This window comes from Rhodoglobus sp. G.S.4 (assembly GCF_056619605.1).
Genome location: NZ_CM152748.1, coordinates 1,092,679 through 1,108,323 on the forward strand (window position 1 = coordinate 1,092,679; position 15,645 = coordinate 1,108,323).

General features: G+C 59.6%; 16 protein-coding genes. 13 read left to right on the forward strand and 3 right to left on the reverse strand.

The genetic code is table 11. The features are described 5' to 3' along the window. Positions 1–111: 111 nt before the first annotated feature. The 4 genes from truB to AC061P_RS05275 are packed head-to-tail and all read left to right on the forward strand — an operon-like array spanning position 112 to position 2,804. Positions 112–1,047, forward strand: coding sequence for a tRNA pseudouridine(55) synthase TruB (truB, locus tag AC061P_RS05260; protein WP_480392016.1), 936 nt, complete (start codon positions 112–114; stop codon positions 1,045–1,047). After that, the gene (locus AC061P_RS05265; protein WP_449648907.1) at positions 1,040–1,408 is read left to right on the forward strand and encodes a hypothetical protein; all 369 of its coding nucleotides are present in this window, start codon (positions 1,040–1,042) and stop codon (positions 1,406–1,408) included. Before truB ends, AC061P_RS05265 begins: the two co-directional genes overlap by 8 nt. A gap of 24 nt (positions 1,409–1,432) precedes the next feature. Next, positions 1,433–1,846 (forward strand): hypothetical protein, encoded by a 414-nt coding sequence (locus AC061P_RS05270; RefSeq protein ID WP_480392017.1) that lies wholly within the window; start codon positions 1,433–1,435, stop codon positions 1,844–1,846. Position 1,847: 1 nt separating this feature from the next. Continuing rightward, the gene (locus tag AC061P_RS05275; RefSeq protein WP_449648909.1) at positions 1,848–2,804 is read left to right on the forward strand and encodes a bifunctional riboflavin kinase/FAD synthetase; all 957 of its coding nucleotides are present in this window, start codon (positions 1,848–1,850) and stop codon (positions 2,802–2,804) included. A gap of 9 nt (positions 2,805–2,813) precedes the next feature. Here AC061P_RS05275 and AC061P_RS05280 read toward each other — a convergent pair whose 3' ends face one another. Continuing rightward, positions 2,814–3,083, reverse strand: a complete 270-nt coding sequence (locus tag AC061P_RS05280; RefSeq protein WP_480392018.1) for a hypothetical protein — start codon at positions 3,081–3,083, stop codon at positions 2,814–2,816. Positions 3,084–3,172: 89 nt separating this feature from the next. Between AC061P_RS05280 and AC061P_RS05285 the strand changes: the two genes are divergently transcribed. Continuing rightward, positions 3,173–4,420: an MFS transporter gene (locus AC061P_RS05285; RefSeq protein WP_480392019.1), complete on the forward strand. Its 1,248-nt coding sequence runs from the start codon at positions 3,173–3,175 to the stop codon at positions 4,418–4,420. Between the two features lie 4 nt (positions 4,421–4,424). Here AC061P_RS05285 and AC061P_RS05290 read toward each other — a convergent pair whose 3' ends face one another. Then, positions 4,425–5,387, reverse strand: coding sequence for an ROK family protein (locus AC061P_RS05290; RefSeq protein ID WP_480392020.1), 963 nt, complete (start codon positions 5,385–5,387; stop codon positions 4,425–4,427). A gap of 189 nt (positions 5,388–5,576) precedes the next feature. Here AC061P_RS05290 and AC061P_RS05295 point away from each other — a divergent pair, with 189 nt between their 5' ends. The 8 genes from AC061P_RS05295 (at position 5,577) to AC061P_RS05330 (ending at position 14,308) form a co-directional block, all read left to right on the forward strand. After that, entirely contained in the window at positions 5,577–6,521 is a 945-nt protein-coding gene (locus tag AC061P_RS05295) for a sugar-binding transcriptional regulator (RefSeq protein WP_480392021.1), read from the forward strand. Then, positions 6,518–7,531: a deoxyribose-phosphate aldolase gene (deoC, locus tag AC061P_RS05300; RefSeq protein WP_449648914.1), complete on the forward strand. Its 1,014-nt coding sequence runs from the start codon at positions 6,518–6,520 to the stop codon at positions 7,529–7,531. The genes AC061P_RS05295 and deoC overlap by 4 nt, the downstream gene beginning before the upstream one ends. A gap of 8 nt (positions 7,532–7,539) precedes the next feature. Beyond that, the gene (locus AC061P_RS05305) at positions 7,540–9,051 is read left to right on the forward strand and encodes an aldehyde dehydrogenase family protein (RefSeq protein ID WP_449648915.1); all 1,512 of its coding nucleotides are present in this window, start codon (positions 7,540–7,542) and stop codon (positions 9,049–9,051) included. Continuing rightward, entirely contained in the window at positions 9,048–9,905 is an 858-nt protein-coding gene (locus AC061P_RS05310; protein ID WP_449648916.1) for an aldehyde dehydrogenase family protein, read from the forward strand. Before AC061P_RS05305 ends, AC061P_RS05310 begins: the two co-directional genes overlap by 4 nt. 58 nt (positions 9,906–9,963) lie before the next feature. After that, entirely contained in the window at positions 9,964–10,794 is an 831-nt protein-coding gene (locus AC061P_RS05315; protein ID WP_449648917.1) for a CAP domain-containing protein, read from the forward strand. 65 nt (positions 10,795–10,859) lie between these two features. Continuing rightward, on the forward strand, positions 10,860–12,332 hold the full coding sequence (locus AC061P_RS05320) for an SDR family oxidoreductase (RefSeq protein ID WP_449648918.1): 1,473 nt from the start codon (positions 10,860–10,862) through the stop codon (positions 12,330–12,332). 40 nt (positions 12,333–12,372) lie between these two features. Next, positions 12,373–13,287: a ribokinase gene (locus AC061P_RS05325; RefSeq protein WP_449648919.1), complete on the forward strand. Its 915-nt coding sequence runs from the start codon at positions 12,373–12,375 to the stop codon at positions 13,285–13,287. 76 nt (positions 13,288–13,363) lie between these two features. Next, positions 13,364–14,308, forward strand: coding sequence for a glycerophosphodiester phosphodiesterase (locus AC061P_RS05330; protein ID WP_480392022.1), 945 nt, complete (start codon positions 13,364–13,366; stop codon positions 14,306–14,308). Here AC061P_RS05330 and AC061P_RS05335 read toward each other — a convergent pair. Beyond that, complete coding sequence (locus tag AC061P_RS05335; RefSeq protein ID WP_449648921.1) at positions 14,305–15,636, reverse strand: M20/M25/M40 family metallo-hydrolase; 1,332 nt, start codon at positions 15,634–15,636, stop codon at positions 14,305–14,307. The genes AC061P_RS05330 and AC061P_RS05335 overlap by 4 nt on opposite strands. Positions 15,637–15,645 lie beyond the last annotated feature (9 nt).

Genomic DNA, 15,645 nt, shown 5'->3' on the forward strand with positions numbered 1-15,645 from the left:
GCGAACGGCTGGGACTTGACCGGCGGTGTCGATACGCGTGTGCGATGCGAGAGAATTGGCTAATGTTGTTGCGCTGCCCATCCGGGGCCGCTGGGTTCGGGAGGTGCGGTCATGGCTAAACCACCGCGCAATCCGACGAGCGGAATCCTATTCATCGACAAGCCTCAAGGAATAACGAGCCACGGCGTTGTCGCCAGAGCTCGGGCATCCGTGGGAACACGCAAGATTGGCCACGCCGGCACTCTAGATCCCATGGCCACGGGTCTTCTCGTGCTCGGCGCGAACAATGCGACTCGGCTTCTGACCTACTTGGTTGGCCTCGACAAGCAGTACACGGCAACGATTCGGCTTGGCGCTTCGTCGAATACTGATGATGCCGATGGCGAGCTTTCAGCGCCCGCGGATGCTGCAGTACTTGCCGCGATCAGCGATGACGCTATTGGCGAAGCGGTCGCGCAATTCACGGGCCCCATCATGCAGCGGCCCAGCTCGGTCAGCGCGATCAAAGTTGGCGGTCGGCGCGCCTACACGCTTGCTCGTTCCGGCGAAGAGGTTGTGTTGGCAGAACGCGCGGTGACGGTATCCGCTTTCGAGGTGCTCGAGATCGTGCGTGACGAATTCATTGATGTGAAGGTTCGAGTCGACTGCACCTCGGGAACCTACATCCGAGCGCTAGCGCGCGATGTTGGTGAGGTGCTGGGAGTAGGCGGTCATCTCACTGTATTGAGACGCACCAAAGTGGGGCCATTCGCTGTCGAGATGGCGAGCACGCTCTCGGATGATCTCGAACAGCAGCTCGTTGCTCCCGCTCAGGTTGCTGGCACCCTTTTTGAGACTGTCAAGATCAGTGATGAAGAAGCGTTCGAACTCTCGCGGGGCCAGCAGATTCCGCTTGGGCCCGTTGGCTCCGGCCCGCTCGCTGTTGTGAACTCTGGGGGCCGGCTCGTCGGTCTTGCAGAAGTCGTCAATGGCCGCACCCGCATCCTGTCGAATTTTCCGGCGGATGCCGCAGCAGTTCCCCAGGAAGGTTCCCCGCACGATGGTTGAATGGTTTGTGTGGGTGCAAGTGATCGTGGCGGTGCTTGCCGGCACCGCGGCAATAGTCGCTGGTTTCGCGGGAGTGAAGCCCAACGACTACACGCTGGGTGCCACGCTTCTCGTTGAAGCGCTCTTGGCCGTGCAGCTCGTGATGGCGATTGTCGCCCCAGCGTTCGGAAATGTGGCAACGGGCAGTGGCTTAGAGTTCTGGATCTATCTGGTCTCCGCCATCCTGATCCCGCCGGCTGCAGTGATGTGGGGACTGATCGAACGCAATCGTTGGAGCAGCGTTGTGTTGGGGGTCGCGTGCCTCTCAATCGCTGTGATGGTCTACCGGATGAGCCAAATCTGGTTTGTGCAATTGGCCTAGCCCAGAGCGCCTAAAGTTGAAGCGATGACTAGCCAGAATTCTTCCACCGCCACCGGTTTTGGCCGCGTGCTTATCGCCGTCTATGCCGTTATGGCGTTGGGGGCCACCGCGCGGTCGCTTTTTCAGATCGCAACGAAGTTCGATGACGCGCCTGTCGCGTATCTTCTGTCTGCGCTCGCGGGACTTGTCTATATTGTTGCGACGATTGCTCTTGTCCGTTCCGGAGCGCTCTGGTTCAGGGTTGCCGTGGTGGCAATCGTTTTCGAACTCGTCGGTGTACTGATCATTGGCACGCTCAGTCTCGTAGACGCTGTTCTGTTCCCCGCAGATACGGTGTGGTCGTCATTCGGGGCTGGCTACGGGTTCGTGCCGCTTATCCTTCCTGTTCTTGGGCTCATCTGGCTGTATCGGGTGCAGAAACCTCGGGAGAATCGCTGACATGGAGTTGTTCGAATCGATCGACGCTGTTCCGGATGATTTTGGTGCGGTTGCTATAACGATCGGCAAGTTTGATGGTGTTCATGGTGGCCATCGCGCGGTTCTTGAGCGATTGCAGCAGATTGCCGCCGAGCGGGACCTGCGTTCTGTTGTGGTGACTTTCGATCGTAATCCGATGAGTTTGTTGAACCCCGAGGCGTGTCCACTGCCGCTCGTGAGCCTTGAGCAAAAGCTAGAACGACTTGGTTCGACTGGCGTTGACGCGACTCTTGTTCTGGAATTCGATCGTGCGCTGAGCGAGGTGAGCGCTGAAGAGTTCGTAACGACAGTGCTGACGGGTGCTCTGCAGACTCGCGTCGTTCTTGTTGGTGCAGATTTCCGTTTTGGTGCACGCGGCGCTGGCGACGTCGATTTACTGCGGTCGCTGGGCAAGAAACACGGTTTTGAGGTCATCGTCATCGACGATATCGAGCTCGAGGCAGGTCGTCGTCTTTCGTCGACCTTTGTGCGAGAGCTACTTGCTGATGGCCGGGTCGCTGAAGCTGGTCGCATTCTGACGGCGCTGCATTCGGTGCGAGGTGTCGTTGTTCTCGGTCAGCAGCGCGGTCGCGAGTTGGGTTATCCGACAGCAAATCTTGAGCGATTGCCCGAAGGCTTTATTCCGGCGGATGGCGTCTATGCGGCCTGGCTCATAGTCGACGGCACACGTTTCGCGGCGGCTGTATCGATCGGCAACAATCCGACGTTTGAGGGCGTGGCGGCGAAGCAGGTTGAAGCCCATGCGCTCGATCAGGACTTCGATATCTATGGCAAGCGAGTCGAAATTGAGTTTGTTGAGTTCATTCGCGGGATGGTGAAGTTCTCGTCGATTGATTCTCTCGTCGAGGAGATGGGCCGCGATGAAGACACCGTGAGAACCATCTTGGGCGTCCCCGCGAAAGCGACGCCCAAGAAGTAGTTGCTGAGGCTAGCCCTTGATGAGCTTGTTGAGGGGCACCTTAACGCCATTCTTGAGGTTCTCGACAATGTCATCGGGTACATCGCCGATGAGGGGCAGATTGAGGTCTTTCGCCCAGTTGCCGATCCTGTCGAGGATCGTGTCGGTATCGAGGCCCTGGAGCGTGGGCTGGATGCCTTCCCAGATTGGCTCGAGTGCATTGAGATCGAGACCTTTACCCTGAACCAAACCGCCGACAACATCTCCGATGTCCCCGAGGTCGAATCCGCTGTTTCCCATGAGTGTCTCCTTGGCGTGCAGCCAGCACGAGTTGTCGACTGTACCCATCATCGTAGAGGGAGGGGTTAACGGGAAGTAGAGTAGTTCGAATGACTACTAGCGCGCGCACTCTCTGGAGAGGCCGCATTCTCGCCCTCCTGGGGATTCTCTTTATCGCCCTCAATGTGCGCACCGCCGTCGCCGCAATTTCTCCGATTCTTGGGGTAATTCAAAACGACATCCCGCTCTCGAGCTTGGGTCTCGGAGTGCTCGGAATGCTTCCCCCTGTTGCGTTCGCCCTTGCCGGCCTTGGTGCACCGGCACTTGCTCGTGCTCGCGGGCTTGATGCGAGTTTGCTGATCGCGGCAATGGCGATGGTTTTGGGTTCGAGCATCCGCGCCGTCAGCGATGACTTCGTCATGCTTGCTCTTGGCAGCATCATCGCTCTCGGAGGAATGGGAATCGGAAACATCCTGTTGCCTCCCGCCGTAAAGAAGTACTTCCCTGATCGCTTGGGCACGGTTACCGGCGGCTATGTCATGCTCGTCTCGCTGGGTGCCGCGATCCCGGCGTTCTTTGCTGCTCCGGTGGCTGAGGTTGCCGGATGGCGTGTATCGGTGGCGGTGTGGGCTCTGCTGGCCCTTACTGCGCTAGTGCCGTGGCTCCTGTTGTGGGCGCGTGGACGTCATGCTCGTCGCACTGTCGCGAGTGAAGAAGCACTCCTGCCGACGTCGGACAGTATTTCGGTGTGGTCAATGGCGCATTCGAGAACGGCCTGGGCCATCACGATTGCCTTCGCTGTCTCGTCGATCAGCTTCTATTCGTTCTTCGCTTGGCTTCCTGAAATTCTTATTGAGTCCGCCGAAATGACTCCTGTAGAGGCTGGCGCAATGCTGTCGCTCTTCGGGCTCATCGGGATTCCGCTGGGCATTGTGAGCCCGATTCTGGTCAGCCGAATCTCCAACGTCGGTCTGCTCATGCTTGGCGGAGTAGCGGCCGGTGCCGCAGGTTTCCTTGGGCTAGCCTTTGCTCCCACTGTTGCGACCTGGCTGTGGGTTATTTTCGTGGGAATTGGCAGCATCATGTTCCCGCTCAGCCTTGTGCTGATCAACCTGCGCACCCGTAGTCATGACGCCTCGGCTGCTCTCAGCGGTTTCGTGCAGAGCGTTGGCTACACCGTCGGCGCGCTCGGCCCGTTCGCTGTCGCGCTAGTTCGAGAGCTTTCTGGTGGGTGGGTTGCGCCCCTGATGTTCTTGCTCGCCACTAGCTTGCTTGCCATCATCAGCGCATTCTGGCTGACTCGGCCGCGATTCGTCGAAGATGAGTTACGCATTCCCGTTGGCGAACTCGCGGACTAGACCTTTAGCTCTGCAGCGCGGAATTGCTGAGTCGCTCGGGGTGATGAACGAGAGCGGCGGCGCCAATCAGCGGGCCGTCGCTTGAGAGACCTGACGCCACAACGCGCACCTTCGTGATGAACGGGAACGGCGCGCGGTCGGTGATCGCTTCTGCGACGAGGTCAATGTAGTCGGCGGCGACGTGGGAGAAGCCGCCACCGATCGCAACAAGTTCGAGGTCGACAAGAGCGGTAGCCGAGGCGATTCCGTGGCCGACAGCGCGTGCCGAGCGGTGAACGGCGCGAATTGCGATCTCATCTCCGGCAGCGTAATCAGCCGAGAGCTCTTCTCCCGTGCTGCCGTTCCAGCCGTGAGCTTGTGCCCATTCGACAGTCTTGGGCCCGGAAGCCACAGCTTCTACGCAGCCGGTGCCGCCGCAGCCACACTGGGTGTCCTCGCCGCCGACTTCGACGTGCCCGAAGTGGCCGCCGTTGCCGGTGGGGCCGTCGATGAGCTGGTTGTCGAGGATGAGTCCTCCACCGACACCGGTCGAGACGACCATTCCCATGAAGTACTTCACTCCCTGAGCGGCGCCGATCCAGTGTTCAGCGAGAGCGATGCAGTTTCCGTCGCCACGCAGCGCAACGGAGATTCCGGGAAGCTCTGCTTCGACGAGGGCGCGCACGCCATAGTCTCGCCAGGCCGGCAAGTTGAGGGGCGATACTTCGCCGCGCGATACCGAAATGGGCCCGGCGCTACCGATGCCAGCGCCCAGAAGTTCAGCGCCATCGGGGAGGGCGGCAGTCGACTGGCGCACGACGGTGCGCACGCTCTCGGCGAGTTGCTCGCTCGATGATGCGCGGCCCGTGGGGGCTCGGAAGCGGCTCGTCGCGAGAACGACACCGTTCGGGTCTACGAGGGCAGCCTCGACTTTGGTTCCGCCAATGTCGATGGCGAGGGCATAACGATTCGATGTGGTGGTGGTCACGGCATCCACCTTATTGGGTGTCCGTGGTGATCGTGGTTCACCTGATGACTTTCGTGTGGCATTCAGCTTGAGGGTGTTGGCTGCGCATGTGCGCATCGCCCAGTGAGAATTGCTGCTCATCTGAGCAGATGCAACTGCATATGTTGCAGCGGGCGTCGAGGAACTCTATCGTTGAGGGAGGAGGCAGCAGTGGACGAATCAACCGAGCTCTTGGCCGTGCGTGTTGCCGAGCTCTATTACGAAGAGAACAAGACTCAAGACGAAGTCGGAGCTCTTCTCGGGATTACCCGCTGGAAAGTGGGCCGACTGCTCACTCGTGCCCGCGAAGCAGGAATCGTGCGCATCGAGATCATTCACCCCCGCGCTCGGCGGCTGGATGTCGAACGGCAGTTGCGAGACCGCTTCGGTCTGAAAGATGCGGTGGTGGTTCCGCTGCCCGCGGATGACGAAGAGGTCAACCCTCGCGTGGCTCAAGCGGCTGCCGACTACTTGGCCGCTGTTCGCCCCGTTCCGCGCACTCTGGGCGTCAGCTGGGGTCGCACGCTCGACGAGGTTGCTCGTTTGCTTGCTCCCGGCTGGACTGTAGGCGTGCAGGTCGTGCAGATCAACGGCGGTGTGAGTCTCAACAGTAAGCAGGGAACCGCAGCCCAAACTGCTGTCACCATTGCCCAGAAGGGGCACGGTCAAGCGACGCTGCTGCCGATCCCCGCGATTCTGGAGCAGGTCGAGACGAAGCGTGCGATAGAACGCGACCGTGCTGTGGCTAGCGTTCGTGCACTGGGTGCTTCGGCATCCGCCTATTTGTATAGTGCCGGTGTTGCTGGTGCTAGTTCGGTCCACGTCGATAGTGGTTACCTGACCGAGAGCGATGTCGATGACCTCGTCTCTAAGGGAGCCGTCGGCGACGTGGTTGGTCGTTACATCAACAGCGCTGGCAAGATCGTCGACTCTGCTCTAGACGAGCGCACGGTCGGTATCGGTCTTGATGAGCTTCGTGCAGCAGATCACGCAATTTTTGTCGTCGCTGGCGACGCTAAACATGACGTCGCGCGCGCCGTCGTTACGAGTGGGCTGTGTTCCGTCATCGTCACCGATGAGGCCACAGCGCACGCCCTTCTGGAGGAAACCACATGACAATCGAATCGGCCATCGCGCTCGCACCTGCTGAGCGCGCGGTCAATCTCATCGGAGCAGATCTGACCGAGAAATCTCTCAAGCTTCACCTTGAAGGACTCTCGGGCGTTGACGCTGTTGGGCTTGAGCAGCGCGCAGCGGGTCTGGGAACGCGTTCCATCAAGACCACGTCGAAGGCATGGGCTCTCGACACCATCATCAAACTCATCGACCTCACCACTCTTGAGGGCGCAGACACACCTGGCAAGGTTCGCTCGCTCGCGGCCAAGGCTGTACTGCCGGATGCTTCGGATGCGTCGACCCCTCAGGTCGCTGCCGTCTGCGTCTATGGCGACATGGTCCCGTACGCGGCTGAAGCCCTCGGGTCATCCTGGTCAAACGGTTCAGACAACGGAATCAACGTTGCCGCCGTCGCGACCGCGTTCCCGAGCGGACGCTCATCGTTGCCGATCAAGATCATGGACACCAAGGAAGCCGTAGCTAACGGCGCAGACGAAATCGACATGGTTATCGACCGCGGCGCTTTCCTCTCGGGCAAGTACGGTGTTGTCTTCGACCAGATCGTCGCTGTCAAAGAAGCGTGCCGCCGCGAGAACGGCACCTACGCTCACCTCAAGGTGATCTTGGAGACCGGCGAACTCAACACCTACGACAATGTGCGCCGTGCATCCTGGCTCGCAATTCTGGCCGGGGGAGACTTCATCAAGACCTCCACCGGAAAGGTTTCGCCCGCCGCAACCCTGCCCGTCACCCTCCTCATGCTCGAGGTTGTGCGCGACTGGCACTTGCTCACCGGCGAAAAGATCGGGGTGAAGCCAGCAGGCGGCATCCGCAGTTCTAAAGACGCGATCAAATACCTCGTCACAGTCGCTGAGACTGTCGGCGAGGAATGGTTGCAGCCGCACCTGTTCCGTTTCGGAGCATCCAGTCTTCTCAATGACGTGCTCATGCAACGTCAGAAGCTCACTACCGGCCACTACTCAGGCCCCGACTACGTCACGATTGACTAAGGCACACCATGACTGAGAATGACAAAGCATTAAGCGTGAAAGCACCAAGCTTTCTCGACTACGCGCCAGCTCCAGAGTCCACTTCGGTTCTGCACTTGAAGAAGCACTACGGTCTCTTCATCGATGGTGAATTTGTGGATGGCCGCGGAGACGCGTTCAGCACGATCTCACCGGCAACCGAAAAGGAGATCGCCTCGATCTCCAACGCCAACAGCGCTGATGTGGATGTCGCAGTCGCTGCAGCCCGCAAGGCCTACGACCGCACGTGGTCGAAGCTGTCGGGCGCAGACCGCGGCAAGTACCTCTTCCGTATTGCGCGCCTCGTGCAGGAGCGAGCTCGTGAGCTTGCTGTTGCCGAGAGCCTCGACAACGGAAAGCCGATCAAGGAGAGCCGCGACGTTGACGTGCCTCTCGTTGCTGCCTGGTTCTTCTACTACGCCGGTTGGGCTGACAAGCTCGACTACGCCGGTCTCGGACCGAACCCGCAGTCGCTCGGTGTTGCCGCTCAGGTGATCCCGTGGAACTTCCCGCTGCTCATGCTCGCGTGGAAGATCGCTCCGGCGCTTGCGGCGGGAAACACCGTCGTGATCAAACCGGCCGAAACTACTCCGTTGAGCGCAATGATCTTTGCTGAAATCTTGCAGCAGGCTGACCTGCCGAAAGGTGTCGTCAACATCATCACCGGTGCCGGCGACACGGGCCAGGCGCTCGTCAATCACCCGGACGTCAACAAGGTCGCCTTCACCGGGTCAACCGGCGTTGGCCGTGCGATCGCCAAATCGGTTGCCGGAACGGGCAAAAAAGTCACTCTCGAACTCGGTGGCAAGGCAGCAAACATCGTGTTCGATGATGCGCCAATCGACCAGGCCATCGAGGGAATCGTCAACGGCATCTTCTTCAACCAGGGCCACGTCTGCTGTGCAGGTTCGCGCCTACTGGTTCAGGAGAACATTCACGATGACGTCGTCGACCGCCTCAAGGCGCGATTGTCGACCCTCCGAATGGGCGACCCGCTTGATAAGAACACCGATATCGGTGCAATCAACTCCAAGGGTCAGCTCGACCGCATCCGCGAACTCAGCGACATCGGGGAAGCTGAAGGCGGCGAGCGTTGGACTGCCGACTGCGCGATCCCTGAGAACGGTTTCTGGTTCGCCCCGACGATCTTCACGAACGTGTCGACCTCGAGCCGCATCGCTCGCGAAGAGGTCTTCGGGCCCGTTCTGAGTGTCTTGACGTTCCGCACGCCGGCCGAGGCCATCGCCAAGGCCAACAACACGCCCTATGGGCTGTCTGCGGGCATCTGGAGCGACAAGGGCTCGCGCATCCTCGCTGTGGCTGACAAGCTGCGCGCCGGTGTCATCTGGGCCAACACCTTCAACCGTTTCGATCCTGCGTCGCCGTTCGGTGGCTACAAGGAGAGTGGCTACGGCCGCGAGGGTGGCCGTCACGGACTCGCCGCTTACCTAGAATCCGCTGGATGGGCCGCGCCCGCCGTCACGAAAGGTGGCAAGAAATGACCCGTCTCACGGTTCCTAAGACCTACAAGCTCTACATCGGTGGCAAGTTTCCGCGCAGCGAAAGCGGTCGCACCTACGAGGTAGCAACCAAGAAGGGCGCCTTCCTCGCGAACGCTGCCCTGGCAAGCCGCAAGGACGCTCGGGATGCCGTAGTCGCCGCCCGCGCAGCATTCAGCGGCTGGTCGGGGGCCACGGGCTACAACCGCGGCCAGGTGCTGTATCGCATCGCCGAACTGTTGGAGGGTCGTCGCGAGCAGTTCATCGACGAGCTCATGGCAACGGAGTCGCTGTCGAAGGCCGCGGCAACGGCGCAGCTGGATACGGCGATCGATGCGTGGGTGTGGTACGCGGGGTGGGCTGACAAGTACGTGCAGGTCGCTGGCAACGGTAACCCCGTTTCAGGGCCGTACTTCAACCTCTCAACGCCTGAGCCAAGTGGTGTTATCGCCATTGTGGCTCCGCAGGACTCGTCGTCGCTGCTCGGGCTCGTGAGCGTCATTGCTCCGGCACTCGTCAGTGGAAACACGGTTGTCGTGGTTGCTCACCAGAACGCCCCGCTCAGCGCGATCAGCCTCGCTGAGGTTCTCGCGACGAGTGATGTTCCCGGTGGTGTCGTCAACATCCTCACCGGTTCTCCGGCGGAAATTGCACCGTGGCTTGCGAGCCACGCGGATGTCAATGGTCTCGACCTTGCCGGAGCAGAACAGCTCGAGTGGGTTGACCTTCAGATCGCCGCGGCAGACACTCTCAAGCGCGTATCCGGACCGGTTATCGGTGTTCCGGCGCCGTCAATTGAACGTGTTGTGCAGTGGACTGAGACCAAGACGGTGTGGCACACGAAGTCTCTGATTTAGCCGAGAAGTGCGGCGTGAAGCTTGATCTAGACGATTATCTGCGGATACTTGCTGGGTAATGGTCTTTTCACGCCGCACTTTCTCGCGTATCGGTGCCGCGCTCTTCGCGCTACTGATCGCTGTTGTCGTGATCCCGGTTGCCGACGCGGCGCCGGCCAGCGCTGCTCCCGCCGACACCATTCACAGTTTGGTGAATCAAGCACGCTGGAAAGTGGGTCAGGCTGGTCTGATTCGTAATTCAGCGATGGATGCTGTTGCTCTCGATTGGGCAAAAAACATGGCCGCGAATAACTGGATGCCACACAATCCCCATTATTCGAGCCAAATCCCTAGTGGCTGGAACAAGGCTGGGGAAAATGTTGCTCAGGGCTACCGCACCGCTCAATCGATGCACGATGGCTGGATGGGGTCCCCAGGTCATAAGGCAAACATTCTGGGGTCGTTCACCGACGTTGGCATCGCGTTTTACGAGAGCGGCGGAACAACGTGGGGTGTGCAAGTCTTTGCGAACTACGCTGGGCACTCCGGACCAGCAGCGCCGGCGGCCGCGGTCGCCCCGGCCCCAGCACCAGCCCCGGCGCCTGCCGTTGAAACAGAACCTGCTCCTGTAGCCGAAGCTCCGAAGGAAGACGCTCCGAGCTCCGCTGAGAGAGCTGCCGCTCAAGCCGCTGAGGATGCCGAGATCTCACCGTCGCCAACGGCATCCGCCGATGCGGGCGAAGACGCTGATTCGAGATCGCCGTCGACCATGTCGCGCGAAGAATTGCAGGCGAGCGTGTACGGCGACAGACCAGATCAGACCTGGATCGCGTGGTCTGTTTTCGCCGGAATTCTCTTGCTTAGCGCCGGCGTCTGGTTTGTGGTGTGGCGAAGACGAGCTCGAAGCTGACATTCTGGCCGCGAGCGTTCAGCCTCTGTGCGCTGGTTCTCAGTTGCGCTGTTTAGAGTTCTGACATGCGCGTTCTTGTAACTGGAGCAACAGGATATTTGGGTGGCCGACTCGTTCCTCGGTTGATAGATGCTGGGCACTCCGTGCGCGTGCTTGTGCGCAACCCTCGCAAGCTGCGTGACGTTCCGTGGCGGGACGACGTGGAGACCGTAATCGGTGATCTCACCGATGCCGAGACACTGACCACTGCTGTCGCCGATATCGACGCGCTCTACTATCTCGTGCACGCCATGGGGGCTAAGGGCGATTTTGAAGCGACCGAGAAGCTCTCCGCCAATAACGTGGCGGTGGCAGCGAAAAGCGCCGGAGTATCGAGAATTGTCTACCTCGGCGGACTTCACCCTGAAGGCGACATTAGCGAGCTGAGTCGTCATTTGCGCAGTCGCGCTGAGGTGGGTCGGATCCTGATGGACTCCGGCGTGCCCACGATCGCATTCAACGCTGGTGTCGTGATTGGTTCAGGCTCGGCGTCGTTTGAGATGATCCGTCACCTCACCGAGGTGTTGCCCTACATGCCAGCGCCGAAGTGGGTGCGCAACTTCATCCAGCCGATCGCCGTACGAGACGTGCTCTACTACCTAGTTGCGGCACTCGAATTGGATAAAGATCTCAACCGTAGCTTCGATATCGGCGGCCCAGATGTGCTCCGCTACGGCCAAATGATGAACGGCTATGCTCTCGAAGCTGGCCTGCACCAGCGCCCCATCGCCTCGTTGCCGGTGCTAACGCCGTGGCTCGCGTCGCAGTGGGTAAACCTGGTGACTCCCATTCCCCGGTTGCTCGCGGTGCCGATCATCGAGTCTCTTCAGTTTGATTGCATTGTGCGCGATGAATCTGTCTCTGACTTCATCCCCAAGCCACCGGGCGGGCTTACGGGTTACCGGGCCTCGGTGCGTTTAGCTCTAGTGAAGATGCGCGACGGGGAAGTCGCGACCAGTTGGCAAGACGCCACCGTCGCTGGGGCTCCGAGCGACCCGATCCCGAGTGATCCAGAATGGACGGGCCACACTGTCTACACCGATCTGCGAGAGCGAAGCACTCCGGCATCGCCAGCAGCACTCTGGGCTGTAGTTGAAGGAATTGGGGGTGAGAACGGATGGTATTCGTTCCCTCTTGCGTGGGCGTTGCGGGGCTGGGCAGACAAGCTGGTTGGCGGAGTTGGTTTGCGGCGCGGACGTCGTCATCCGAGTACTCTCAATACTGGAGACGCGCTCGACTTTTGGCGGGTTGAAAGCATCGACCATGGTCACAGTCTTCGGCTGCGGGCCGAAATGAAACTGCCGGGTCGAGCCTGGCTCGAATTGACCGTTAAACCGGATGGCGCTACCGGATCGCTGTACCGCCAGCGCGCAGTGTTTTTTCCTAGCGGTTTGGGCGGCCGCCTCTATTGGGCAGCGATTCTTCCCTTCCATGGTGTGATTTTCAGCGGCATGGTAAATCGGATCGTTGCTGCAGCAGAATCGAACACCGCTGACTGACCACGCTTGGCTAATGACCCGACTGCGATACATTTGACTAATGTCTGGAATCGTCGTTGTCGGCAGTGCAAATATTGATCAGGTTTTTCGCGTTGAGCGCATCCCTTCGCCGGGAGAAACCGTACTTTCGCACGGTCTGAGCACTGCGCTTGGCGGCAAAGGGCAAAACCAGGCCGTTGCTGCAGCTCGCGCCGGAGCACAAACCACCTTCGTGGGTGCCGTCGGCGCAGACACGTTCGGCGAGATGGTGCGCGCGGGAATGGGCGACGATTTGATTGATATAGCCCAATTACGCACCTCGCCCAAGCCAACCGGCACAGCACTGATTGCTGTTGACGGAACGGGCGAGAACACGATCATCGTTGAGCCGGGAGCTAACGGCGATATTGTGGCTCTCAGCAGTGCGGATGCGGCAGCGATCACGGCGGCGTCGGCTCTCGTGATGCAGTTGGAAATTCCGCTAGCCACAGTCGTCGAGGCGGCAAAAATCGCTCAGGCGGCTGACACTCTGGTCATTCTGAACGCTGCACCCATTCAGACGCTTCCTCAAGAGCTGCTTGACGTTCTTGATGTACTAATTGTGAATGAGCATGAAGCTGCCGAGCTGGCACGTGATAACGGTTTGGACCCTGAACTCGACGGACTGGGGGAGCGCCTTCTCTCGCTGGTGCCAACAGTGATTGTGACTCTCGGTTCGAAGGGTGCTTCCTTGCACCGCACTGGATTTGATCAGATTGTTGTCCCGGCACATCGTGTGACTTCAGTTGATGCCACGGGCGCTGGGGATACGTTCTGTGGTGCTTTCGCGGCGGGCCTCGTTGAAGGAATGGAGGCGGATGTAGCATTACGATTTGCTGTGGCGGCGGCATCCATTTCGGTCGAGAGCAATGGAGCTGTGCCGTCGATTCCGCGACGTGCGGCCATCGAGACACGCGCAAAAGAATCTGCGCATTAGGTAACGGATTGATAACAGACTCGCTATAGTGGGGTCACCGTGAACGTACGGCAACCCGACAAAGGATGGCGAGTCAATGGCGACATCGCAGAACCCGGCACCTCACTATCGAGACCAACGAGCGCGAAGAGTGACCCTCGCCGTCGCCCTCGTTGCCGCAATTACTCTCGCGCTCGTGCTGAATGCTAACGTCAGCCGCGTTCATGCCGCCGGTGCTTTCTCATCCCTTCGTGCGCCTGGAGAGGCCGCGTTCATCGCCGGGCACCGCGGAGACAAAATGATTGCGCCAGAGAACACCCTTGAGGCGCTCGGTCACGCGCTCAATAGCGCAGCAGACTACGTCGAAACTGACGTGCAACTCACTGCCGACGGCGTTCCGGTACTGATGCACGATTGGACAGTCGATCGCACAACAAACGGCACGGGCCCCGTCTGGGGTTACAGCTATGACGAGCTTGCCAAGCTTGATGCTGGCTCGTGGTTTGGTGAAGCCTTTGCGGGGGCGTCAGTTCCCACGCTGGAAGAGTTTCTCAATTTGCTTCGCTGGTCTACAAAGAACGCCATCCTCGAACTCAAAGGATCGTGGACTGATGAACAGGTTTCCCTGATTTCTGACCTCATCGCGCGTCATGGTGTCAGCGATCATGTCATCATCGGAAGCTTCGACATCATGACACTGCGAGCACTGCAGCGCGTCAACCCCGAGCTGCCAGGCATGCTTATTGTGCGAGACATTGTCGGTGACCCAGGAGCGCTGGCCGCAGCAGCGGGCGCAGTTGCTCTCGTCACAAGCAAAAAAGCGATTACGGCTGATCCTGAATTAGTGCAGCGGGTGCATGATGCTGGCCTCGGAATACTCATCTACACCCTTAACGATTCTGAGACGTGGTCGGATGCGGTGTCGTTGGGCGTTGACGGGATCGTCACCGACAGACCGGCAGAGTTGGGACAGTGGATCGCTCGCGAGTTCACCGACCCCGAGGATCTGCCATTCGCTAGGGGAGTGCGAGTTGCAGGCTAAAGCGAGGCGATGAGGGCTCGATAAAAGTCGATGCCGGCGAGGTAGCTGCTCACGAGCATCCGCTCGTTTCGGGCGTGAAGTGTATCGCGAACCTCGCGTGCCATCGCAAACGGGGTAAATCGATAGACTCCGCGGCTAATGCGTGTGAAGTGGCGACTGTCTGTTGCACCGTTCTGCACATAGGGCGTCACGATCGTTCCCGGGAAGCTTTTCTCAATTGTCGAGCGAAGCAATTCCCAAGCCAACCCCGTAGTCGGCGAGACGGGAGACGGCTCACCGGGGGACTCGACGGTGATTCTGACCCGCTTGTCGTTTACTGCCCTTGTCACATGTTTGAGAGTCGCTTCGAGGGTGGAGTTGACAGCGATTCGTACGTTGATGATGGCGCTGACCCGCTCCGGCAGCGCGTTGACGGCGTGGCCGCCTTCGAGGATTGTTACGGCCTGAGTTGTGCGCAACATTGCGGCTAGCTCGTCGCTCTTGCGCACCAGAATGGGCACGAGGAGCCCCCGTGTCCACGACACATTGCGCAGCAAGAAGCCGCTGAAGCCCCCGGCATGCTCGCCGAGAGTGCGAAGCAAGTCTGAGCCTGTCGAAGTCAAATGGGCGGGAAAGGGACGAGCATTGAGACGAATTATCGCTTGAGCGAGTCGAACAGCGGCGGGAGTGCGTGGTGGCGTTGAGGCGTGTCCGCCTGACTGGTCGACAGTCAAACGCAAGGCAGCCGTACCCTTCTCGGCGACTCCAACAACTGCCATGGGGGCTGTGACCTGATCGAAGACGTCGTCAACAATCGCGCCGCCTTCGTCGAGCACCAAGACGGGTTTCACTCCGCGTTGTTCGAGCAGATCCACAATCGCTGAAGCCCCAGTGCCGTGTGTTTCTTCGTCGTGGCCAAAGCACAGGTAGATATCTTGAGACGGCACTAGGCCAGCTTCGAGTTGAGACTCGACGGCTTCGAGGATGGCGACGACCGAGCCCTTGTTGTCGAGCGTTCCGCGCCCCCAGATAAATTGTTCTTCGCCTTTGCCGCTGAGTTCAGCGGCAAACGGCGGCCGCTTCCAACCTTCAGGGGGAGCGGCAACAACGTCGTAGTGGGCCAAGAGCACTGACGGTTCTGTCGATGCACGTCCGCGCCAGCGAAAAATAAGGGAGTAGTCAAGCACTGTCTCACGTTCGAGACGGCTGTGGCACAGTGGATAGAGTTTGCGCAGCGCTGAAGCGAAGCGGGTAAATTCTGCCCACTCAGTTGCGTCCACATCCTCGCGGGAAACTGTAGGGATTTGTACGAGCTGTTGCAGGTGTTCGACAGCCAAGGCACTCTTCATACGTCGACT

Excerpts from the sequence above, each read along its gene's own strand:
- truB (WP_480392016.1), top strand. The coding sequence starts at position 112 with ATGGCTAAACCACCGCGCAATCCGACGAGCGGAATCCTATTCATCGAC.
- AC061P_RS05265 (WP_449648907.1), top strand. The coding sequence starts at position 1,040 with ATGGTTGAATGGTTTGTGTGGGTGCAAGTGATCGTGGCGGTGCTTGCC.
- AC061P_RS05270 (WP_480392017.1), top strand. The coding sequence starts at position 1,433 with ATGACTAGCCAGAATTCTTCCACCGCCACCGGTTTTGGCCGCGTGCTT.
- AC061P_RS05275 (WP_449648909.1), top strand. The coding sequence starts at position 1,848 with ATGGAGTTGTTCGAATCGATCGACGCTGTTCCGGATGATTTTGGTGCG.
- AC061P_RS05280 (WP_480392018.1), bottom strand. The coding sequence starts at position 3,083 with ATGGGAAACAGCGGATTCGACCTCGGGGACATCGGAGATGTTGTCGGC.
- AC061P_RS05285 (WP_480392019.1), top strand. The coding sequence starts at position 3,173 with ATGACTACTAGCGCGCGCACTCTCTGGAGAGGCCGCATTCTCGCCCTC.
- deoC (WP_449648914.1), top strand. The coding sequence starts at position 6,518 with ATGACAATCGAATCGGCCATCGCGCTCGCACCTGCTGAGCGCGCGGTC.
- AC061P_RS05305 (WP_449648915.1), top strand. The coding sequence starts at position 7,540 with ATGACTGAGAATGACAAAGCATTAAGCGTGAAAGCACCAAGCTTTCTC.
- AC061P_RS05310 (WP_449648916.1), top strand. The coding sequence starts at position 9,048 with ATGACCCGTCTCACGGTTCCTAAGACCTACAAGCTCTACATCGGTGGC.
- AC061P_RS05315 (WP_449648917.1), top strand. The coding sequence starts at position 9,964 with ATGGTCTTTTCACGCCGCACTTTCTCGCGTATCGGTGCCGCGCTCTTC.
- AC061P_RS05320 (WP_449648918.1), top strand. The coding sequence starts at position 10,860 with ATGCGCGTTCTTGTAACTGGAGCAACAGGATATTTGGGTGGCCGACTC.
- AC061P_RS05325 (WP_449648919.1), top strand. The coding sequence starts at position 12,373 with ATGTCTGGAATCGTCGTTGTCGGCAGTGCAAATATTGATCAGGTTTTT.
- AC061P_RS05330 (WP_480392022.1), top strand. The coding sequence starts at position 13,364 with ATGGCGACATCGCAGAACCCGGCACCTCACTATCGAGACCAACGAGCG.
- AC061P_RS05335 (WP_449648921.1), bottom strand. The coding sequence starts at position 15,636 with ATGAAGAGTGCCTTGGCTGTCGAACACCTGCAACAGCTCGTACAAATC.